We start from the raw sequence: 20,860 nt of genomic DNA, 5'->3' as shown, positions 1-20,860 counted from the left end.
AACGCGATCCGGGGACTGCCCCGATCCGGACCCCGACCGAGACCCCCTCGAGAACTCCCGATGTCCGAACAGCCACAGTGAGGTGCCCCGTGACCGACAGCCCCCGCGACGCCCTGATCCTCGGCGGCAACCGCATCCCCTTCGCCCGCTCCGGAGGCCCCTACGCGGGGATCTCCAACCAGGACCTGCTCACCGCAGCCCTCGACGGCCTGGTGGCGCGCTACGGCCTGCAGGGTGCGAAGCTCGGCGAGGTCTCCGGCGGCGCGGTGCTCAAGCTCGCCGGCGACCTGAACCTCACCCGTGAGAGCGCGCTGGGCGCCCCGCTGGATCCCCGCACCCCCGCCATCGACCTCTCCAAGGCCTGCGCCACCGGTCTGGAGACCGTGCTGCACAGCTCCAACCGGATCCGCCTCGGCCAGATCGACTCCGCGATCGCCGCCGGCGTCGACTCCGCCTCGGACTCCCCGATCGAGGTCACCCCGCGCCTGCGCCGCACCCTGCACCGCGCCTTCGCCGCCAAGACCCCCGTGCAGCGCCTCAAGGCCCTCGCCGCGATCCGCCCCGCCGACCTCGCCCCCGTGCCCCCGCGCAACGGCGAGCCCCGCACCGGCCTGTCCATGGGCGAGCACATGGCCCTGACCGCCGCCGCCTGGGGCATCACCCGCGAGGACCAGGACGCCCTCGCGCTCGCCTCCCACCAGAAGCTCGCCGCCGCCTACTCCTCCGGCTTCCTCGACGACCTGGTCACCGGCTACCGCGGTCTCGGCCGGGACCAGAACCTCCGCGCCGACTCCACGATGGAGAAGCTCGCCGGCCTCAAGCCCGTCTTCGGGGTGTCCTCCCCGCAGGTGCCGGAGCCCACCATGACCGCCGGGAACTCCACCCCGCTGTCCGACGGCGCCTCCGCCGTGCTGCTGGGCAGCGCCGACTGGGCCGCCGAGCAGGGTTACACCCCGCTGGCGCGGGTGGTCGACGCCCGCACCGCCGCCGTCGACTTCGTGCACGGCGACGAGGGCCTGCTGATGGCCCCCGCCTACGCCGTCCCCGAGCTGCTCGACGCGAACGGTCTCAGCCTGCAGGACCTGGACTTCTACGAGATCCACGAGGCCTTCGCCTCCACCGTGCTGGCCACCCTCGCCGCCTGGGAGTCCCCGCAGTTCGCCCGCGAGCGGCTGGGTCGCGCCGAGCCCCTCGGCGCGATCGACCGGGACCGCCTGAACGTGCTCGGCTCCTCCCTGGCCGCCGGGCACCCCTTCGCCGCCACCGGCGGCCGCATCGTCGCGACCCTCGCCAAGCACCTGCACGCCGAGGCCGTCCGCACCGGCCGCACCCAGCGGGGCCTGATCTCCGTCTGCGCCGCCGCCGGACAGGGGACCGTCGCCCTGCTCGAGTCCGTCGCCTGAGCCGGCCCGCCCCCACGCCGCCCGTCCCGCCCCCAGGAGGAGTCCGCATGACCGACGCCTACACCCGCTTCGTCCGCTCCGCGCCCGGGAAGGCCATCGCGAAGCGCACCGGCCTGCCCCGCCCCGCCCGGCTGCCCCGCCGCGCCGACCGTCCCGGCACCGTCCTCGGCCCGGCCGTGGTGCTCGGCCACGGCGAGGGCGCCGAGCAGATCACCCGCCACCTGCTCGGCCACGGCGCCGACGTCCGCCGCCGCGTCGAGGAGCTGCGGAAGGTCGGCACCGTCGTGCTGGTGCTCGACGAGATCGCCGCCCCCGCCGAGCTCTCCGCGACCCTCCTGCCGCTGGCCGGGGCGATGCGCTCCCTCGCCCCCGGCGCCCGCGTCGTCGCCGTCTCCCGGCCCGCCACCGGTGAGGACCCGGCCCGCGACGCCGCCCGCGGCGGCGTGGAGGGCTTCGTGCGCTCCCTCGCCCACGAGATGCGCGCCGGCGGCACCGCCAACGGCCTGCAGGTCGCCGACGGGGTGGGCCTGGACGCCCCCGCCGTGCTCGGCGCCCTGGACTTCCTGCTCTCCGCCCGCAGCGCCTTCGTCACCGGCCAGTTCCTCACCGTCAGCCGCGACGCGGGCACCGCTCCCGCCGACCCGGCCCGGCCGATGGCCGGTCGCACCGCGCTGGTCACCGGGGCCGCCCGCGGCATCGGCGCCGCCATCGCCCGCACCCTCGCCGCCGACGGCGCCCGCCTGGTGCTGCTGGACGTGCCCGCCGCCGGCACCGAGCTGGCGCGCCTGGCCAACGAGCTGCGCGCCACCCCCGTCCAGCTCGACGTCACCGCCGCCGATGCCGGGGACCGCCTGGTGGCCTTCCTCCGCGAACGCCACCTGGTGCTGGACTCCGTGGTCCTCAACGCCGGCATCACCCGCGACAAGATGTTCGCCAACATGACGCCGGAGCGCTGGGACCCCGTCATCGCCGTGAACATCACCAGCCAGATCACGCTGATGGACACCCTGCTCGCCGCCCAGCAGCAGGACGGCGACGTGCTCGGCGAGCAGCCCCGCGTCGTCTCCCTGGCCTCCACCAGCGGCATCGCCGGCAACACCGGGCAGACCAACTACGCCGCCTCGAAAGCCGGGGTGATGGCCTTCGTCGACGCCCTCGCCGGGCGCCTGGAGCCGCTCGGCGGCACCGCCAACGCCGTCGCCCCCGGCTTCATCGAGACCGAGATGACCGCGAAGATCCCGCCGCTGCGTCGCGAGATCGCCCGCCGGGTCAGCTCCCTTCAGCAGGGCGGCCTGCCCGTCGACGTGGCCGAGGCCATCGGCTTCCTCGCCTCCGACCCCGCCGGCGGTATCCAGGGCCGCACCCTCCGGGTCTGCGGCCAGAACATCGTGGGGCGGTGACCATGGACACCGTGCACATCCAGACTCCCGGTGGTTCCGCGGAGGAGATCGTGGACCTCGCGCAGGTCCCCTCCTTCCCCGCGGTCTACACCGCCGCCCTCAGCCCCGGTCGGCCCCGCCGCCGAGGACGCCCCGTGCTGCCGGACACCGTGCTGCGGGTGCGCGGGGTGCACCTGGACGCCGCGCGGGCCCGCGACTTCGACCACCTGATGGGCGGGCCCGCCACCGACCTCGTCCACCCCGGCGTGCTGCACGTGGTGGCCTTCCCCGTCGCCCTGTCCCTGATGGCGCGGCGCTCCTTCCCCTTCCGCCTGCTGGGCGTGGTGCACCTGCGCAACCAGCTCCTCCAGCACCGCCCCGTGCGCGTGGGCGAGACCGTCGACGTGCAGTGCCGGGTGCGCGCGCTCGCCGCGCACCGCAAGGGCTGGACCTTCGAGGCCGTCGCCACCCTCCACGGCCAGGACGGGGAGATCATCGCGACCGACGTCTCCACCTACCTCGCCCCCGAGGATGTCGAGCACACCGGCACGGGAGGGAAGACCGGGGAGAAGAAGAGCTCCGGCTCCCGGCGCCGGGAGTTCACCCCGCCGGAGCCCACCGGCCGCTGGAGGCTCCCCGCCGACACCGGCCGCCGCTACGCCGCGGTCTCCGGGGACGCGAACCCGATCCACCTCTCCGCCCTCAGCGCCAAGGCCTTCGGCTTCCCCCGCGCCATCGCCCACGGCATGTACACCGCCTCCCGCGCCCTCACCGAGTCCCGGCCGGACCTCGCCACGCCGCTGCGCTGGGACGTCAGCTTCGACGCGCCCGTCACCCTGCCCGGCACCGTGCTGGTGGCCTACGAGGACACCCCCGCCGCGGCGTTGCTTCGAGGTGGAGGTCACCGCGCTGGGCTGAGACGCCGGAACCGCCCGGCCGCGGAGCGCGTGCGACCTAGAATCGCGCCATGAGCACCACCGCGGAGTTGCATGTGCTGGAGGCCCGGGCGGTCCCGCTCGGCGGGCCGCGCGGGATGACCGTGCACCGTTCGCTGCCGGCCCGGCGCACCTCCCTGATCGGGGCCTGGTGCTTCGTGGACCACTTCGGGCCCGACGACGTCTCGGGCGGCGGCGGGATGCAGGTGGCCCGCCACCCGCACACGGGCCTCGCCACCGTGTCCTGGCTGTTCGAGGGCGCCATCACCCACCGCGATTCGCTGGGCAACCACGCCCTGGTCACCCCCGGCGACGTGGACCTGATGGTCGCGGGATCCGGCATCACCCACTCCGAGTTCTCCGCCGCCGACACCACCGTGCTGCACGGCGTGCAGCTCTGGTACGCGCTGCGCGACGATCGCCGCTTCGGGGAGCGCGAGTTCCTGGTGCACTCCACCGTGCTGCGGCGCGACCTGGGCCTCACTGCCCGGGTGGGCCTCGGGGAGCTGCACGTGCGCACCGCCGACGGCTCCGTCTTCGAGGACTGCAGCCCGGTGGTCACCGACACCGCGCTCACCCTCGCGGAGCTCACCCTCGACGCCGGCACCGAGGTGGCGCTCGAGGTGGACCCGCGCCACGAGCACGGGATCCTGGTGGACACGGGCGCCGCCACGGTGACCGTCGCCGGGGAGCGCGCCGAGGCGGGCCGCAGCGACCTGGTGCTGCTGCCCGACGGCGCCCGCCGGGCCGTGCTCCGCGCCGGGCAGGAGCCGCTGCGGGTGCTGCTGCTGGGCGGGGAGCCGCTCGGCGAGGACATCGTGATGTGGTGGAACTTCGTGGGCCGCAGCCACGAGGAGGTCGCCGCCTTCCGCGCCCGCTACCAGGCGGAGATCGGCGCCGCCGACGCCGACCCCGACGCCCCCGTCGCGGAGGTGGTGCGTGAGCGCGGCGGCCTGAGGGCGGACGCCGAGCAGTTCGGGCCCTTCGCGGCCCACACCCCGGCCGCGATCCCCGCCCCGGAGCTGCCGAACGCGCGCCTGCGCAGCCGTGGCCGCGTGGGGAGCATCGAGCGATGAGCGGGGCCCTCGCGCCCGACCAGACCGAACGGGCGATCCTGCAGCACGCGTCCGAGGACGGCATGGGATGCCCCTGCGACCTGATGGTGCTCGAGGACGCCACCGGCGCCCTCACCGCCGAGGCGCTGGACATCGCCGCGGAGCACGAGGACGCCCGCGTGCTGAGCTGGACCGCCTCCGCGCGGCGCGCCGCCGCCCTGCACGAGCGCTTCTCCGACCACCCGCTGCGCGCCCGCCTGCTGCTGCCGGAGGGGCCGGAGCCGTGGCCGCTGCAGGAGGCGGCCGCGAGCATGGACGCGCGCACCACCCTCGCCCGGCTGCCGCGGTCGCTCGGCGAGCTCGAGGACCGGGCGCGGCGCCTGGGCGTCGCGGCCCTGACCGCCGGACGCGACGACCTGACGCTGATCGCCGGGGGACGGGTGAAGCACATGACCCGGTCCCAGAACGAGGTGCTGGCCCGGGTGTTCATGGAGGTCGCCCCCGGCCGCGGCGTCGGCAAGTCCCGCGCCCTGCGCGGCGCGGGCGTCCGTCCGGGTCTCGCCCTGCCCGAGCCGGCCGCCGGCCAGGCGGACGTCCGCGTGCGCGGGGAGTCCGCCCGCATCCCGCTGCGCGGGATCGGCGGGGCCTTCGGCGGCGCCAAGCCCGATGCCGGCAGCCTGCTGCTGCTGGGCGCCTTGGATGCGGCCCTGGTGGACGGCGAGGTACCGGAGGTGTCGGCCGCGGTCGACCTCGGCTGCGGCACCGGCCTGCTCACCCAGTGGCTCGCCCGGGCCCTGCCCGCCGCGCAGGTGCTCGGCAGCGACGACGACGCCGACGCCGTCGCCTCGACCCGCGCCGGCCTGCAGGCCGCAGGCCTCGACGACCCCGCACGGATCCGGCTGAGCTGGGACGACGCCCTGTCGCGGGAGCCCGAGGGCTCCGCGGATCTGGTGCTGCTGAACCCGCCCTTCCACGCGGGCACCGCCATCGACCCCACCCTGGTGCAGGGCCTGCTGGACGCCGCCGCCCGCGTGCTGCGCCCCGGCGGCGAGCTGTGGACGGTGCACAACTCCCACCTGCGCTACCGCCCCGAGGTCGAGCGCCGCATCGGCCCCGTCCGCGAGAGGGCCCGCGACCGCCGCTTCACCGTGCTGAGCGCCCGTCGCGCCTGACGCCCCACCTGCTGCCCCGTCACGCGGGACGGCGCCGGCCCCCACGGGGGACCGGCGCCGTCGGCGAGCGGGTGGTGCTCGGGTGAGTAGTGTGCTCAGGCCACCATGCTGCGCAGCACCGAGGTGAACAGGCCCAGCCCGTCGGTTCCGGTGCGGGTGCCCTGTCCGGGCTCGTCGGGGCCGAAGCCCGGCTCGACCGCGTGCTCGGGGTGCGGCATCAGCCCCACCACGTTGCCGCGCTCGTTGGTGATGCCCGCGATGTCGTGCCGCGAGCCGTTGGGGTTGACCTCGAAGCCCTCGGGGCCGTGGGTGGAGCCGGCCACGTAGCGGAACACCACGCGGCCCTCCTCCTCGAGCTGGGCGAGGGTGCGCTCATCGGCCACGAACTGGCCGTCCTGGTTCTTCAGCGGGATCCGGATCACCTGGTCGGCGGAGAAGTCGGAGGTCCAGGCGGTGGAGGTGTTCTCCACCCGCAGCGGTTGGTCGCGGCACAGGAAGCTGCGGTGCGCGTTCTTGATCATCGCGCCCGGCAGCAGGTGCGTCTCGCACAGCACCTGGAAGCCGTTGCAGATGCCCAGCACCGGCATGCCGCCGCGGGCCGCATCGATGACCTTGTCCATCACCGGGGCGAAGCGGCTGATCGCGCCCGCCCGCAGGTAGTCGCCGTAGGAGAAGCCGCCGGGCAGCACCACGGCCTCGACGTCGTGCAGGTCGTCCTCGCCGTGCCACAGCTCGACGGCCTCGCCGCCGCCCAGGCGCACCGCGCGCAGGGCGTCGCGGTCGTCCAGCGTGCCCGGGAAGGTCACCACGCCGATCCGCATCAGGCGGCCCCTCCGGTCGGATCCTCCACCTCGAGGGCGACGACGTCCTCGATCACCGGGTTGGACAGCAGCGTGGACGCGGCCTCGCGCAGGGAGGCGAGCACCTCCTCGGTGACCTCGCCCTCCACCTCGAGCTCGAAGCGCTTGCCCTGGCGGACCGAGGCGATGCCCTCGAAGCCGAGGCGGGGCAGGGCGGCGGCGACGGCCTTGCCCTGCGGGTCGAGGATCTCCGGCTTCGGCATGACGTGGACCACGACACGTGGCATGGGCGTCCTCCTGGGGAACGGCGCTGAGAGGGTCGGGGATGTGCGGATCGCCACCGGGGGCGGCGTGCACCCGGCCATCGTAGGCCAGTGCCCGGCCCCGGTGACGGGGCCGCCCGCCGCGGCGTAGCGTGAGCGGGAAGAACCCGCCCGGAACGTTCGAGAGGACACCCGTGAAGATCCGCCACCTCACCCATTCCTGCCTGCTCGTCGAGGTCGCCGGGCGGCGGCTGCTCATCGACCCGGGCGGCTTCAGCCTGGACGCCGTGCGGGCCCTGGACTCGGAGGTGCTGGCCGGCATCGACGCCGTCGCGATCACCCATCAGCATCCCGACCACGTCCATCGCGGCCTGCTCGCCGAGGTGCTGGAGGCCAGCGGTGAGGCGATCGTGGTCGCCGAGCCGGAGACCGCCGCGGCGCTCGCCGAGCCCGCCGGCGAGGACGCCCCCACCGGCGCCGCCCCGGCCGTGCCGCGCGAGCGGATCCTGGAGCTGCACGCCGGGGCCGCCCACGAGTTCGAGGCGGTCGACGGGGAGGCGCCGCTGCGGATCGCCGCCGTCGGCGGGCGCCACGCGATCATCCACCCCGACATCCCGAGGGTGGGCAACACCGGCCTCGTGATCAGCGCGGGGGAGGGGCCGCGGCTCGGCGTGACCGGCGACAGCCACGAGCCGATCGAGGAGTTCCACGGCATCGATGCCCTGGCCTTCGCCGTCGTCGCCCCCTGGTCGAAGATGGCTGAGACCATCGACTTCCTGCGGGCCGTGCGGCCGCGCCTGGCGCTGCCCGTGCACGACGGGGTCGCGAGCGCCGGGGGCCGCGGCATCTATCTGAATCAGGCGACGAACCTCGCCCCCGAGGGCACCGAGGTGCGCGACTGGGTCGACCCGGACCGCACCGTCGAGCTCTGAGGGCCTCCGCCACCACCACGCCCCGCCACGAGCGGCGCCGAGTCCGGTCTGGGTGAGGGGTCAGCTCGGGGCGGGAGCGTTCCTCAGAAGTCCCGGCCGGTGAGGCGCTCGTAGGCCTCGACGTAACGGGCGCGGGTGGCGGCCACGACCTCCTCGGGCAGGTGCGGCGGCTCGCTGCCGGAGCCCCGCGACCAGCCGGAGGCGGGGGAGGTCAGCCAGTCCCGCACGTACTGCTTGTCCAGACTGGGCTGGGTGCGGCCCTCCACGTAGGCGTCCGCGGACCAGAATCGGCTGGAGTCCGGGGTGAGCACCTCGTCGCCCAGGGTGAGGGCACCGTCGGTACGGGAGTGGCCGAACTCGACCTTGGTGTCGGCCAGCAGGATGCCGCGCTCCGCGGCGATGTCGCGGGCCCGCTCGTAGATCGCGAGGGTCAGCGCCTCCAGCTGGTCCACCAGCGGCTCGCCGAGGCGCTCGCGGGCCTCAGCCACGGTGATGTTCTCGTCGTGCTCGCCCTGCTCCGCCTTGGTGGAGGGGGTGAAGATCGCGGGGTCCAGGCGGGATGCCTCGACCAGGCCGGGCTCGAGCACATGCCCGCCGACGGCGCCGCCCGCGCGGTAGTCCGCCAGGCCCGAGCCGGTGAGGTAGCCGCGGGCCACGCACTCCAGCGGCACCATGTCCAGGCCGCGGCAGCGCAGCGCCCGCCCGGCCACCTGCTCGGGGACGTCGTCCGCGGAGAGCACGTGGTGGGGCACCAGGTCGGCGAGCTGCTCGAACCAGAACAGGCTGATGCCGGTGAGCAGGCGGCCCTTGTCGGGGATGCCCGGCTGCAGGGAGAAGTCGTAGGCGCTGATCCGGTCGGTCGCGACGACCAGCACCTCCTCGGCGGTGGCGGGGTCGGCGCCGGCCGGCACGTACAGCTCGCGGACCTTCCCGGAGACCAGGTGGTCCCAGCCGGGCAGCGCGGGGGCCTCGATCAGGGCGGCGCTCATGCCTCGTGCCCCGCGGCGGCGGCCTCGTCCTCGGCGGCGCGCTCGGCGATGTCGCCGCGGTGGAAGGCGCCGGGCAGCTCGATCGCCTCGACCCCGGCGAGGGCCTGAGCCCGCGCGGCGGAGAGGCTCGTCCCGGTGCCGACCACGCACAGCACGCGTCCGCCGGCGCTGCGCAGGGTGCCGTCCTCGTCGGCGGCGGTGCCGGCCTGGATGACGTGCGCCCCGGTGGCCTCGGCGGCCCCGAGCCCCGTGATCGGGTGCCCGGAGCGGGCCCTGCCCGGGTAGCCGCCGGCGGCGAGCACCACGGTCACGGCGGCGTCCCGGTGCCAGCGCGGCGCCTCGGCCTCGCGCAGGTCGCCGCGGGCGGCGGCCAGCAGCAGTGGGCCGAAGGGGGAGGCGAGGCGCTCGAGCACCACCTGGGTCTCGGGGTCGCCGAAGCGGGCGTTGAACTCGACCACCCGCACGCCGCGGGCGGTGAGCGCGAGCCCGCAGTACAGCACCCCGATGAAGGGGGTGCCGCGGGAGGCGAGCTCGTCGATGGTGGGCTGGGCGACCTTCGCGAGGACCTCGCGCTCGAGGCCCGCGGGCGCCCAGGGCAGCGGCGAGTAGGCGCCCATGCCGCCGGTGTTGGGGCCGGTGTCACCTTCACCGGCGCGCTTGAAGTCCTGTGCGGGGGCCAGGGGGACGACGCGCTCGCCGTCGCTGATGCAGAACAGGGACACCTCGGGGCCGTCGAGGTACTCCTCGACCACCACGGAGCCGCCGGCGCCGATCACGGCGCGGCCGTGGGCGACGGCCTGGCCGAGGTCCTCGGTGACCACGACGCCCTTGCCGGCGGCGAGACCGTCGGCCTTGACCACGAAGGGCACGTCGCGCAGCGGGTTCACCCGGTCCAGGGCGGGCCGCACCTCTTCGCCCGCGGCGACGGAGACGGCCATCGCGGTCGGGACCGAGGCGGCCTCCATGACCTCCTTCGCCCAGGCCTTGGAGCCCTCCAGGCGCGCGGCCTCGGCGGAGGGGCCGAAGACGGCGAAGCCCGCCTCGCGCAGCCGGTCGGCGGCGCCCGCGACCAGGGGCGCCTCGGGGCCGACGACGACCAGCTCGGGGTCGAGCTCGCGGGCCAGGGCGACCTGGCCGTCGAGGTCGTCCACGGCGACGTCGTGGCAGGTGGCGAGCGCGGCGATCCCGGGGTTGCCGGGGGCGGCGTGCAGGTCAGGGGCGGGGGTGTCGGCGGCGAGGCGGCGCACGATCGCGTGCTCCCGGCCCCCGGAGCCGATGACGAGGATCTTCACCCCTCCAGCGTAGCGAGCGGCCCTGACCGTCCGCCGAGTCGCCCAGCGCCACCATCACCGCTAGCATCGCCGCCATGTCCGAGCAGCCCGTCGTCGTGCCCGAGACGGGCCATGATCACGCCTCCCACCAGCGCTTCCGCCTGGACCTGGCGTACGACGGCTCCGGCTTCCACGGCTGGGCCGCCCAGCCCGGCCTGCGCACCGTGCAGGGGGTGCTGGAGGAGGCCCTGGGGCGCGTCACCCGGGTGCCGGTGCCGGTCACCGTGGCCGGACGCACCGACACCGGGGTCCACGCCCGCGGGCAGGTCTGCCACCTCGACCTCCCGCCCGCGGTGCTCGCCGCCCTGCCCGGCCGCTCCGACCGGGACCCCGCCGTGGCCCTGCTGAGCCGCCTCGCCGGGGTGCTGCCCGCCGACGTGGTGGTGCGCGCCGCCACCCCGGTGTCCGGGGACTTCGACGCCCGTTTCTCGGCGCTGGGCCGCCGCTACCGGTACCGCATCTCCGACGGCCCCGGCGCGCACGACCCCCTGCGTCGCGACGTGCTGCGCCACCGCCGCGAGCTGGACGTGGAGGCGATGGCCCGGGCGAGCGCCGTGCTGCTCGGCGAGCACGACTTCCTCTCCTTCTGCCGTCCCCGCGAGGGCGCCACCACCATCCGTTCCCTGGAGCTGCTGGACTGGCGGCGCCCCGAGGAGGGTCGGGCCGATGCGGGCCTGGTGGTCGCCACCGTCGTCGCCGACGCCTTCTGCCACCACATGGTCCGCTCCCTGGTGGGCACGCTGCTGCCGGTGGGGGAGGGTCGCGCCCCCGAGGACTGGCCCGCCGCCGTGCTCGCCGCCCGCACCCGCCAGGCCGCCCGCCGGGGCACCGCCGGCGCCGCCCCGCTCGCCCCGCCCCACGGGCTCACCCTCGAGCACGTCGCCTACCCGGATCCGGAGGGCTACGCCGCCCAGGCCGGACGCAGCCGCACCACCCGGGGGTGACCGCCCGCGCGGGCATCGGCCACGTGGACTCCGACACATTCGCCGCCCCGAGGGCGGTTCCCGCAGGTCATCCCGCGGATCGTCGCCCTTCATCAGAGTCCCCGCGCGTTGACCGGCCGTGCCTGGACCGCCTATTGTGGGTCGCTGTTGTGCCTTGATGCGGCACTGCTCCGCAGCCGACCTCTCACGTCCGGCGCGAGCAGGGCTCCTCACACGCATCGGGACCGTCGTCGCATCGTGAGCGGACCGGGACGGGCGCAGCAGGTGTGGCCATGCTTTTCCGAAGGAAGCGTGTCCCCGGTCCATTCGAACCGTGCCCCCGCCGTCCGGCGGTGGGCACACACGACGAGAGAAGAAGGCACGAGTGCGTACGTTCACCCCGAAGCCCGGCGATGTCGAGCGTTCCTGGTACGTCATCGACGCAACGGATGTCGTCCTCGGCCGGCTCGCTTCCCAGGCTGCTCAGCTGCTGCGGGGCAAGCACAAGCCGGTCTTCGCACCCCACGTGGATGCGGGCGACTTCGTGATCATCATCAACGCCGACAAGGTGGCCCTGACCGGCAACAAGCGGGAGACCAAGCTGGCCTACCGCCACTCCGGCTACCCGGGCGGCCTGCGCGGCATCCCCTACTCCGAGCTGCTCGAGACCCGTCCCGAGCGCGCGGTGGAGAAGGCCGTCAAGGGCATGCTCCCCAAGAACAAGCTGGCCGACCAGCAGCTGAAGAAGCTCAAGGTCTACGCGGGCCCCGAGCACCCGCACGCGGCCCAGCAGCCCTCCCCGTTCACCATCGGCCAGGTGGCGCAGTAAGCGGCCCGCGCCGCTGCTGCCAGCCGCACGTCACCATCTAGGAGAACCGTGACTGAGACCACCCCCGCGGACCTCGACGCCGTCACCGACGAGTCCGCTCCCGAGAGCTTCACCACCGAGTCCACCGGCGAGGCCGCCGTCGGCGCCGGCCAGTCGGCCACCGCGCCGGGCTACGGCACCGGTCGCCGCAAGCAGGCCGTCGCCCGCGTCCGCCTGATCCCCGGCTCCGGCCAGTGGACCGTGAACGGCCGCACCCTCGAGGACTACTTCCCGAACAAGGTGCACCAGCAGGAGGTCAACGAGCCCTTCACCGTGCTCGACCTGCAGGGCCGCTTCGACGTCATCGTGCGCCTCACCGGCGGCGGCCCCTCCGGCCAGGCCGGTGCGGTCCGTCTCGGCGTGTCCCGCGCGCTGAACGAGATCGACGCCGAGCACAACCGCCCCACGCTCAAGAAGGCGGGCTTCCTCAAGCGCGACGCCCGTGTCATCGAGCGCAAGAAGGCCGGCCTCAAGAAGGCCCGCAAGGCGCCGCAGTACTCCAAGCGCTGATCGACGCGGAGCACCGCTCCACTCGTCACCGCAGCACAGGGCCCCGGAACCGTCACGGTTCCGGGGCCCTGTCGCAAGCCCAACGGGCGGGCGTGATCCCGTGGGCGCCGCGGAAGGCACGGGCGAAGGTGTCCGGGTCGCGGAAGCCGGCCCGGCGGCTCGCCTCCGCCACCCCGCAGCCCATCAGCATCAGCTCCCGGGCGCGGTCCAGCCGGGCGTGACGGATGAGCGCGGCCGGGGAGTCCCCTTCGGCGGCGAGCAGGGATTGCACCGATCGCAGGGACCGATGCAGGCAGCGGGCTAGAGCGCGGGGGTCGAAGGCGGGATCGTCGGCGCGCTCGCGGATGACCCGGCGCGCTCGGGCCCGTTCCCCCTCTGCCGCGGGGATCCCCGCGGGCGGGGACGACGAGGGTCGGAACTCCAGGAGGAGGTGCCCCACGGCATCCATCCGGTGCAGCGTCCAGGCGACCGGGATGCTGTGGCCGTCCCGGTGCAGGAACCGCTCGTGGCCGGAGGCGGAGGGGACGGCCCGGTCGGCGGCCCGCACGATGGGGCACTGCGCCGCCGGGAACGGGCTGCCGTCCCCGTGGTGGGCGTGCAGCGCCTCGTGGCTCGGGGCCCCGTCCAGCTCGCTCCGGCGGGGCACCCCGAGCAGCGTGGCCGCGGCCTGGTTCAGATGGGCTACCGCGCCTGTCCTGCCGATTACCCACAGCGGGGTGCTGCTCGCCTCCACCACCGCCGTCATCAGCGGCGACCCCTCGTGCGACGCAGCCGTCGTCCCGAGCATCCGACCCTCCCGTGTTCGTCCGGCGCCGTCGCCCCGGTACCGGGCCAGCCTCGGCTGCCCCGCGGCCGGGGTCCAGGTCCGCGCCGCGCGGTGGCCGGACCGTGACCGCGTCCGCTGCGCGGGATGTCGGGGACCCTGCGCGTTCTGCGGTGGCGCGAGGAGCCCCTGTCCGGTGGGGTGAGAGTGCACGTCCGCCACCCGCCCCGACCGAGAGGACCCATGATGACGACGACCGCGGAGGACCGGCCCCTGGACAAGCAGCAGGCCGGAGAGATCATCGACGCGATCCGGCGGCGCCGAGGAGCGACCTGGGCGGAGCTGTCCGTGCTCACCGGGCGGCCCGTGGTGTGGCTGACCTCGGCGGTGCTCGGGGCGCATCCCGTGCCCGAGGATGTGGCCACGACGCTCCGGGACGAACTCGATCTCGACGCCGGGCTGGTCGAGGCCCTGACCCGCCAGCCGACCCGGACCCACGATCCCGCGCTGCTGGCCGACCCCACGATCTACCGCTTCCAGGAGCTCATCCAGGTGTACGGACCGGCGCTGAAGGCACTGATCCACGAGGAGTTCGGGGACGGGATCATGAGCGCGATCAACTGCTCGATCGACCTGCGTCGGGGCGAGCACCCTGGCGGGGACCGCGTGGTCCTCACCATCGACGGGAAGTTCCTGCCCTATGACTGGGTCTCGGCCGAGGCCTGAGCGGGGCCGACATGCGGGAGGCCCCGGGACCGTCCGGTCCCGGGGCCTCCCTCGGCGCTGCGTACGGCGGCCGGACGATCAGGTGGTGACGAGCTTGCCGTCCGAGACCCTCCGGTCCGAGCGGCAGGTCTGCGAGCCCGAGACGTGGATGCCGTCGAGGTCGAAGGACACCCCGCCGCGGGTCCAGGTGCGGATGCCGCGCGAGCCCCACAGGTGGGTGCACCACGAGTAGGAGTGGTCCCAGCCGAGGCCGGAGCCCCAGGAGTGCCCGGTCGGGAAGGCGCCCAGGATCGTGCTGCCGATGATCCAGAGGCGGAACTTCTGGTGGATGAAGACGCTGCCGAGGGCGGGCAGGCCGTCCCAGATCAGCGAGGTGAAGGTGCCCCAGCCGCCGAAGTCGTGGTCGCCCTCGGGGTCCGGGTGCTCCTCGTGGTCCGTGGCGGGACGGCACAGGATCAGATCGACCAGCTCGTCGCGGATCGAATCGGCGCCCCCGCCGTGGCGGTCACGACGCTCCCACCGAGGAGCGCCTTCCTGGACATGACGGTGTCGTGGATCGACATCCGGTACTCCCTGACTACTGCTGCCCGAACTGCTCGGGCCCGGCGAGATTATGTGCCGGACAAATCCGGCACCAAGGTTGTTGTCAGGGTTTTATGAGGTTGATTCATGGATCAGCGGAAAGGGCTGGCCGGAACGGAAAAAAGAAAATAGTTGACTATGCGAGGAGTCCACGGATGTCCTCCGCGGTCATGAGAGTGCGGAATGCGTCACCCCCGTCGGTGAGGGCGTCGAACAGCTCCGCCTTGCGGCGCTGCAGCGCCAGCACCTTCTCCTCGATCGTGTCCTCGGCGACCATCCGGTACACCATGACGGTGCGGTCCTGGCCGATGCGGTGGGCACGGTCCACGGCCTGCGCCTCCGCCGCGGGGTTCCACCAGGGGTCCAGCAGGAAGACGTAGTCCGCCTCGGTGAGGGTGAGGCCGAAGCCGCCGGCCTTGAGCGAGATCAGGAACACCGGTGCCGCGCCCTCGCGGAAGGCGGAGACCACGCCGTCGCGGTCCCGGGTGGAGCCGTCCAGGGAGGCGAAGTCGATGCCCCGGGCGGCCAGTGCCTCGCCGACCAGCCCCAGGTACGAGGTGAACTGGCTGAACAGCAGCACCCGGTGCCCGTCGCCGATCACCTCCTCGAGGCGGTCCAGCAGGGCCTCCAACTTGGAGCCGGTCACCTCCGCGTGGGCCTCGCCGTCCACCAGGCGCGGATCCAGGGCCAGCATCCGCAGCAGGGTCAGGGAGCGGAAGACGATGAAGCGGCTGCGGTCCAGGTCGGACTCGATGAGCCCCAGCACCTTCTTGCGCTCCCGCTGCAGCACCGAGTCGTACAGCGCGCGGTGCTCGGCGCCGAGCGTCACCGTGAGCACCTGCTCCTGCTTCTCCGGCAGCTCCGCGGCGACCCGCTCCTTGGTGCGGCGCAGCAGGAAGGGACGGATGCGGCGGCGCAGGCGCGTCATCCGCTCCGGATGCTCGCCGCCCTCGATGGGCAGGGTGTACTCGCGGCGGAAGCCGATGGCGGTGCCCAGCAGGCCCGGAGCCACCAGGTTCATGATCGCGAACAGATCGGCCAACGAGTTCTCCATCGGGGTGCCGGTGATGGCCAGGCGGAAGCCCGCCCGCACCCCCGCGGCCGCCCGGTGGGTGCGGGAGCGGCGGTTCTTCACGAACTGCGCCTCGTCCAGCACCAGCCCGGAGAAGCGGGGGCCGGCGAAGGCCTCCTCGTCGATGCGCAGCACCGCGTAGCTGGTCACCACCAGGTCCGCCCCGGCGATCTCCGCGGCCGGATCGGTGCCGCGGGCGCGGGCGGTGCGGTCCAGCACCCGCACGTCCAGGTCCGGGGTGAAGCGCTCCGCCTCGCGCCGCCACACCGGCAGCACGGAGGCCGGTGCGACCACCAGGAACGGCGGCGCGTCCTCCCCGGCCGTCGCGGCGCGCTCGCGGGCGTGGGCGATCAGCGCGAGGGTCTGCAGGGTCTTGCCGAGGCCCATGTCGTCGGCCAGCACCCCGCCCAGGCCCTGCTCGAACAGGAAGGTCAGCCAGGCCAGGCCCTCGCGCTGGTAGTCGCGCAGCTCGGCGTGCAGACCGGCGGGGCGCGGCGCGGAGGGCAGCGCGTCCAGCCCGGAGAGCGCTCCGACGGAGGAGTGCCACGAGGCCGCCGCGGTCGACTCCTGGGCGATCTCCTCCAGCTCGTTCCACAGGTCCACCTGGAAACGGGAGATGCGCTGCTGCTCCGGCTCCCACTCGGCCAGGGCCTCGCCCTCGCGGATCAGCTCGCGCAGCGCGTCGAAGGCGGGGTCGTCCAGGGAGAAATAGGTGCGGTCGGGCATCAGCACCCGGTCCTGCCCGCGGGCCAGCGCCGTGAACAGAGAGGGGAAGGGGATCACCCGCTCGCCGATGGTGACCTCGAAGCCGAGGTCGAACCAGTCGCGCTTGCCGGGGGAGGACTGCTGGGTGACCCGCACGTGCGGGGCGCCGTCCAGCTCCCGGTAGGCGTGGCGGGTGCCGACGACGGCGGTCTCCACGTGGTCCAGCTCGGCCAGGTCGTCCAGCACGTGCTCGGAGAAGCGGGCGGTGTCCGGGCCGGAGAGCAGCTCGGGGCCCTCCGCCCCGGCGCGCGGCCACAGCTCGCGGGCGCACTCCAGCACGGCGCGCTCGTGCTCGCGGTCGCGGCGCGCCCCCTGGCGGGGGTCCATCGGCAGCACCCGGTCGGGGTCGTGGTAGTGCCAGGACCAGCTCAGCCGAAGCCGGTCCCCGTCGGCGTAGGCCGCCTCCAGGTGCAGGGTGGGCCGCGGGGCGGCGGGCAGGGCGAGGCCCGGATCGGTGCTGGTCACCTCGGTGAGGGCGCGCAGCCGCGGGTAGGCCGTCTCCAGGAAGGTCTCGCGGTCGGCGGCGGGCACGCGCAGCGGCTCGCGGCGCTGCAGCAGGGCGCGCAGGGTGCGCGGCACCGTGTCGGCCAGCGGCGCCAGGCGCACCACCAGGGCGTCCCCGCTGCCGGGCTCGGCCAGGATCACTCCCGCGCCGCCCAGCAGGCGGGCCCCCGGCGCCGTCTCGCCGGCCAGGGTGATCCGGGCGGCGATCTCCAGCTCGCCCGGCTCCCGTCCGGTCGTGGCGGTGGCCTCGAAGTCTTCTACCTCCGGCTCCGGCTCCAAATCCAGCTCCGGTGCGGTGCGCAGCTCCAGTCCCGCCTCCGCCTCGGAGAGCAGGCTGACGGCCTCCAGGCCCGGCCCGGGCAGCAGCTCCACCCCGGCGCGGCGGGCCTGGGTGAGGGCCTGCCAGGGCAGCGGCGAGGTGATGGTGTTCAGCCACAGGTGCTCGACGGTCCCCGAGGAGTAGGAGCGCTCGGAGGATGCCGCCGCGAACACCCGGGCCAGGGCCTCGGCCTGCACCGGGTCCAGGCGGCGCGAGGCGGGGCCCGCCTCCAGCGCCCGCCAGGACAGATCGCTCTTCACCCAGGAGCCGGTGCGGCCGCGGGTGAGGGGGCGCAGCCCGAGCCACAGCTCCGCGCCGGCCTCCAGGTCCGCGACGCGCGCCGGGTGGCGGCGGTTGCGGGAGGCGGCGCTGCCGGCGGGGCCGGCCTCCAGCTCCACCAGGACGGCCAGCGGGGCCGGGGTGGCGGTGCCGGCGGTGGGGGAGGCGCCGCGCAGCAGCGGGCGCAGCACGCTGCGCCACTCGGGCGACGGCTCCTCCGCCTCGGCGCGTCCGGCCAGGTCGTTCAGGTGGTGCAGCGCCGCGGCCGCGTGCTCGCAGTCCCCGCCCTCGGGGCCGTCGCAGCTCGAGCGCAGCGGCCGCCACAGTCCGCCCGGGGCGGGCGGCAGGAAGCGGCGGGAGACCGAGTCCTCCTCGTACTCGCCGAGGGTGACGCCGACGCGGCGCACCTCCCCGGACTCCTCGGCCACCCGTGCCGTGATGGTCGACTCGGCCGGGTCCCAGCTCAGCTCCGACACGGCACCCGCGCGGGCCCGGGCCAGGCCGCGCCCGGCATCCCGGTCCCCGACGTGGTGGCTGATCGTCGCGGGGAGGACGCGGGGGAGCAGGACGCTGTCGGGCATCCCTCTAACGTATCGCCGCGCGGGGCGGAACTGGGCGGGTCGGGCGGGGACAGCGGGTAGCCTCACAGCAGACCCGCGCCCGCCCGCCGCCCCGCGGCGGGCGGGCGCGGCCCCTGTCACCCGATGCGAGGAGAACACCCGTGGCCCGACTGTTCGGCACCGACGGCGTCCGCGGACGCGCCAACGACGACATCACCGCGGAGCTCGCGGTCGAGCTCTCGGTGGGCGCGGCGCACGTGTTGGCCACCCTCGGCGCCTTCGGCGGCACCCGGCCCCGCGCGATCCTGGCCCGCGACACCCGCCCCTCCGGCGACTTCCTCGGCGCCGCCGTCGCCGCCGGGCTCGCCTCCGCCGGAGTGGACGTGCTGGACGCCGGGATCCTGCCCACCCCGGGCCTCGCCCACCTGGTGCAGTCCACCGAGGCCGACCTCGGCGTGATGATCTCCGCCTCCCACAACCCCGCCCCCGACAACGGAATCAAGTTCTTCGCCCGCGGCGGCACCAAGCTGCCCGACGAGGTGGAGGACGCCATCGAGCGTCGCCTCGGTGAGGAGTGGGACCGCCCGCAGGGCACCGAGGTCGGCACCATCACCCCCTACGAGGGGGCCATCGAGGCCTACGTCGACCACCTCGTCTCCACCCTGGACACCTCCCTGGAGGGCCTGACCGTCGTCGCCGACTGCGCCAACGGTGCCGCCGCCGAGACCGGCCCCGCTGCGCTGCGCCGCGCCGGCGCGACCGTGCACGTGATCGGCGACCGCCGCGACGGCGGCCTCATCAACGACGGCGTCGGCTCCACCCACCTCGAGCCGCTGCAGGCCGCGGTGCGCGAGCACGGCGCCGACATCGGCGTGGCCTTCGACGGTGACGCCGACCGCTGCCTCGCCGTGGACGCCGCCGGGGAGGTGATCGACGGCGACCAGGTGATGGCGATCCTCGCCCTGGACCTCCACGAGCGCGGCGCCCTGCACGAGGACACCCTGGTGGTGACCGTGATGAGCAACCTCGGGCTGAAGCTCGCGATGGAGCAGCGCGGCATCCGCCTGTCCCAGACCGCCGTCGGCGACCGCTACGTGCTGGAGGAGATGAACCTGGGCGGCTTCTCCCTGGGCGGCGAGCAGTCCGGCCACGTGATCCTCGCCGAGCACGCCACCACGGGCGACGGCGAGCTGACCGCCCTGCACCTGCTGCAGCGGATGCGCACCACCGGCTCCACCGCCCGGGAGCTGGCCGAGGTGATGACCCGCCTGCCGCAGTGCATGATCAACGTGCGCGGCGTCGACCGCGCCCGCGCCACCATCGACCACGAGGTGCTGCGCGCCGTCGAGGCCGCCGAGGAGGAGCTGGGCGAGACCGGCCGCGTGGTGCTGCGCCCCTCGGGCACCGAGCCGCTGGTGCGGGTGATGGTCGAGGCCCCCACCGACGAGGAGGCCGCGGAGGTCGCCGAGCGCCTCGCCACCGTGGTGCGGGAGCGCCTCGCCCTCTGACCCGGACGCCGGAGCTCCCCTCCGCCCCACCTCTCCCGTGCTTTTCCATCGGGCATTGCTGAAGAAGGGACGCAGGTGCACCCTCACGCCGCTTTTCGGCCGTCATGGTGCACCTGCGTCCCTTCTTCAGCGCGCCGGGGGCGGGCAGGGGGCCAGGGAGGGGGATGCGACCGGGCGGGTAGGGCGCGGCTGGTCGGGCAGGAGCAGCCGGGCGGTGCTCAGACCTTGCGCAGCAGCACGCTGTCGACGCGGTGGCGGCCGTCCTTGCGCAGCACCAGGTCGGCGCGGCCGCGGGTGGGCAGCACGTTCTCCGAGAGGTTCGGGCCGTTGATGCGCTGCCAGATGGACAGTGCCGTCTCCCGCGCCTGCTCGTCGTCCAGCTCCGCGTAGCGGCGGAAGTAGGAGCGCGGATCGGTGAAGGCCGTGCGCCGCAGCGCCAGGAAGCGGTCCACATACCAGCGGCGCACGTCCTCGGGGCGCGCGTCGACGTACACGGAGAAGTCGAAGAAGTCGGAGACGGCCACCCCGACCCGGCCGTCACGGCGCGGATGCGCGGGCTGCAGCACGTTCAGCCCCTCCAGGATCAGCACGTCGGGCTGCTCGACCACCACCCGCTCCTCGGTGACGATGTCGTAGGTGAGGTGCGAGTACACCGGCGCCTCCACCCGGGTCATGCCGGCCTTCACGTCGGAGACGAAGCGCAGCAGCCGCCGCCGGTCGTAGCTCTCCGGGAAGCCCTTGCGGTGCATGATGCCGCGCCGCTCCAGCTCCGCGTTGGGCAGCAGGAAGCCGTCGGTCGTCACCAGCTGCACCCGTGGGGTGTCGGGCCAGCGGGCCATCAGCTCCCGCAGCACGCGGGCGGTGGTGGACTTGCCCACCGCCACCGAGCCGGCCACCGCGATCACGTAGGGGGTGGCCTGCTGCGGCTGGTGCAGGAAGTCCCCGCGGGAGCGGCGCAGCGCCTGTGCGGCCCCCACCTGGATGTTCAGCAGTCGCGAGATGGGGCGGTAGACCGCATCGACCTCGCGCAGGTCCAGCCGGTCCCCGAGGCCCTGCAGGCGCCCCACCTCCTCCTCGGTGAGCGGCAGCGGCGTCTGCCCGGCCAGCCGCTCCCAGTCCGCCCGCGGGATCTCCGCGAAGGGGGAGACGGAGGCGGGGGCGCCGGGGGAGGGGGCGGAGGTGGGTGAGGCGGGGGAGGGCTCCGCGGCGAGGCTCATGCCGC

Annotated in this window: 18 protein-coding genes; 11 read left to right on the top strand and 7 right to left on the bottom strand. The window is 74.7% G+C overall.

Annotated elements, in window-relative coordinates:
- Positions 1–89 precede the first annotated feature (89 nt).
- Genes OM98_RS14325 through OM98_RS14305 form a run of 5 tightly spaced genes read left to right on the top strand, consistent with a single transcriptional unit; the run spans position 90 to position 5,944 of the window.
- On the top strand, positions 90–1,403 hold the full coding sequence (locus OM98_RS14325) for an acetyl-CoA C-acetyltransferase (RefSeq protein ID WP_010535328.1): 1,314 nt from the start codon (positions 90–92) through the stop codon (positions 1,401–1,403).
- A gap of 47 nt (positions 1,404–1,450) precedes the next feature.
- Positions 1,451–2,803: a 3-oxoacyl-ACP reductase gene (locus OM98_RS14320; protein ID WP_010535327.1), complete on the top strand. Its 1,353-nt coding sequence runs from the start codon at positions 1,451–1,453 to the stop codon at positions 2,801–2,803.
- A gap of 2 nt (positions 2,804–2,805) precedes the next feature.
- Positions 2,806–3,753, top strand: a complete 948-nt coding sequence (locus OM98_RS14315; RefSeq protein ID WP_033195281.1) for a MaoC/PaaZ C-terminal domain-containing protein — start codon at positions 2,806–2,808, stop codon at positions 3,751–3,753.
- The gene (locus OM98_RS14310; protein ID WP_010535325.1) at positions 3,750–4,793 is read left to right on the top strand and encodes a pirin family protein; all 1,044 of its coding nucleotides are present in this window, start codon (positions 3,750–3,752) and stop codon (positions 4,791–4,793) included. Before OM98_RS14315 ends, OM98_RS14310 begins: the two co-directional genes overlap by 4 nt.
- Positions 4,790–5,944 (top strand): class I SAM-dependent methyltransferase, encoded by a 1,155-nt coding sequence (locus OM98_RS14305; RefSeq protein WP_010535324.1) that lies wholly within the window; start codon positions 4,790–4,792, stop codon positions 5,942–5,944. The genes OM98_RS14310 and OM98_RS14305 overlap by 4 nt, the downstream gene beginning before the upstream one ends.
- 95 nt (positions 5,945–6,039) lie before the next feature.
- Here the strand turns inward: OM98_RS14305 and purQ are convergent, their stop codons facing one another.
- Both purQ and purS read right to left on the bottom strand, forming a co-directional pair.
- Complete coding sequence (gene purQ / locus OM98_RS14300) at positions 6,040–6,765, bottom strand: phosphoribosylformylglycinamidine synthase subunit PurQ (RefSeq protein WP_010535323.1); 726 nt, start codon at positions 6,763–6,765, stop codon at positions 6,040–6,042.
- Positions 6,765–7,031 carry a phosphoribosylformylglycinamidine synthase subunit PurS gene (gene purS / locus OM98_RS14295; RefSeq protein WP_010535322.1) on the bottom strand — a complete coding sequence of 89 codons (267 nt, stop codon included), beginning with the start codon at positions 7,029–7,031 and terminating at the stop codon, positions 6,765–6,767. Before purS ends, purQ begins: the two co-directional genes overlap by 1 nt.
- A 170-nt stretch (positions 7,032–7,201) precedes the next feature.
- Between purS and OM98_RS14290 the strand changes: the two genes are divergently transcribed.
- Positions 7,202–7,939 carry an MBL fold metallo-hydrolase gene (locus tag OM98_RS14290; protein ID WP_010535321.1) on the top strand — a complete coding sequence of 246 codons (738 nt, stop codon included), beginning with the start codon at positions 7,202–7,204 and terminating at the stop codon, positions 7,937–7,939.
- 83 nt (positions 7,940–8,022) lie between these two features.
- On the opposite strand, the gene OM98_RS14285 is transcribed toward OM98_RS14290, so the two are convergent.
- Both OM98_RS14285 and purD read right to left on the bottom strand, forming a co-directional pair.
- Positions 8,023–8,928 carry a phosphoribosylaminoimidazolesuccinocarboxamide synthase gene (locus tag OM98_RS14285; RefSeq protein WP_010535320.1) on the bottom strand — a complete coding sequence of 302 codons (906 nt, stop codon included), beginning with the start codon at positions 8,926–8,928 and terminating at the stop codon, positions 8,023–8,025.
- Positions 8,925–10,220: a phosphoribosylamine--glycine ligase gene (gene purD, locus OM98_RS14280; RefSeq protein ID WP_010535319.1), complete on the bottom strand. Its 1,296-nt coding sequence runs from the start codon at positions 10,218–10,220 to the stop codon at positions 8,925–8,927. The genes OM98_RS14285 and purD overlap by 4 nt, the downstream gene beginning before the upstream one ends.
- A 74-nt stretch (positions 10,221–10,294) precedes the next feature.
- Between purD and truA the strand changes: the two genes are divergently transcribed.
- The 3 genes from truA (at position 10,295) to rpsI (ending at position 12,560) form a co-directional block, all read left to right on the top strand.
- Positions 10,295–11,203, top strand: a complete 909-nt coding sequence (gene truA / locus OM98_RS14275; RefSeq protein WP_010535318.1) for a tRNA pseudouridine(38-40) synthase TruA — start codon at positions 10,295–10,297, stop codon at positions 11,201–11,203.
- A 364-nt stretch (positions 11,204–11,567) separates the two neighbouring features.
- Positions 11,568–12,011 (top strand): 50S ribosomal protein L13, encoded by a 444-nt coding sequence (gene rplM, locus OM98_RS14270; protein WP_010535317.1) that lies wholly within the window; start codon positions 11,568–11,570, stop codon positions 12,009–12,011.
- Positions 12,012–12,059: 48 nt separating this feature from the next.
- Positions 12,060–12,560 (top strand): 30S ribosomal protein S9, encoded by a 501-nt coding sequence (gene rpsI, locus OM98_RS14265; RefSeq protein WP_010535316.1) that lies wholly within the window; start codon positions 12,060–12,062, stop codon positions 12,558–12,560.
- Between the two features lie 52 nt (positions 12,561–12,612).
- On the opposite strand, the gene OM98_RS14260 is transcribed toward rpsI, so the two are convergent.
- Positions 12,613–13,347, bottom strand: a complete 735-nt coding sequence (locus tag OM98_RS14260; protein ID WP_010535315.1) for a helix-turn-helix domain-containing protein — start codon at positions 13,345–13,347, stop codon at positions 12,613–12,615.
- A 222-nt stretch (positions 13,348–13,569) separates the two neighbouring features.
- Here OM98_RS14260 and cynS point away from each other — a divergent pair, with 222 nt between their 5' ends.
- Positions 13,570–14,049, top strand: a complete 480-nt coding sequence (gene cynS, locus OM98_RS14255) for a cyanase (protein WP_010535314.1) — start codon at positions 13,570–13,572, stop codon at positions 14,047–14,049.
- 718 nt (positions 14,050–14,767) lie between these two features.
- Here cynS and OM98_RS14250 read toward each other — a convergent pair.
- Positions 14,768–18,151, bottom strand: coding sequence for a DEAD/DEAH box helicase (locus OM98_RS14250; protein ID WP_010535312.1), 3,384 nt, complete (start codon positions 18,149–18,151; stop codon positions 14,768–14,770).
- A gap of 140 nt (positions 18,152–18,291) precedes the next feature.
- Between OM98_RS14250 and glmM the strand changes: the two genes are divergently transcribed.
- A complete protein-coding gene (gene glmM / locus OM98_RS14245; protein ID WP_010535311.1) occupies positions 18,292–19,638 on the top strand; it encodes a phosphoglucosamine mutase in 1,347 nt (448 codons plus the stop codon).
- 218 nt (positions 19,639–19,856) lie between these two features.
- Here glmM and coaA read toward each other — a convergent pair whose 3' ends face one another.
- Positions 19,857–20,855: a type I pantothenate kinase gene (gene coaA, locus OM98_RS14240; RefSeq protein WP_010535310.1), complete on the bottom strand. Its 999-nt coding sequence runs from the start codon at positions 20,853–20,855 to the stop codon at positions 19,857–19,859.
- Between the last annotated feature and the right edge of the window lie 5 nt (positions 20,856–20,860).

This window comes from Brachybacterium squillarum M-6-3, assembly GCF_000225825.1.
GTDB classification, from domain to species: Bacteria; Actinomycetota; Actinomycetes; order Actinomycetales; family Dermabacteraceae; genus Brachybacterium; species Brachybacterium squillarum.
This window is presented reverse-complemented; position numbering and strand designations above follow the sequence as displayed.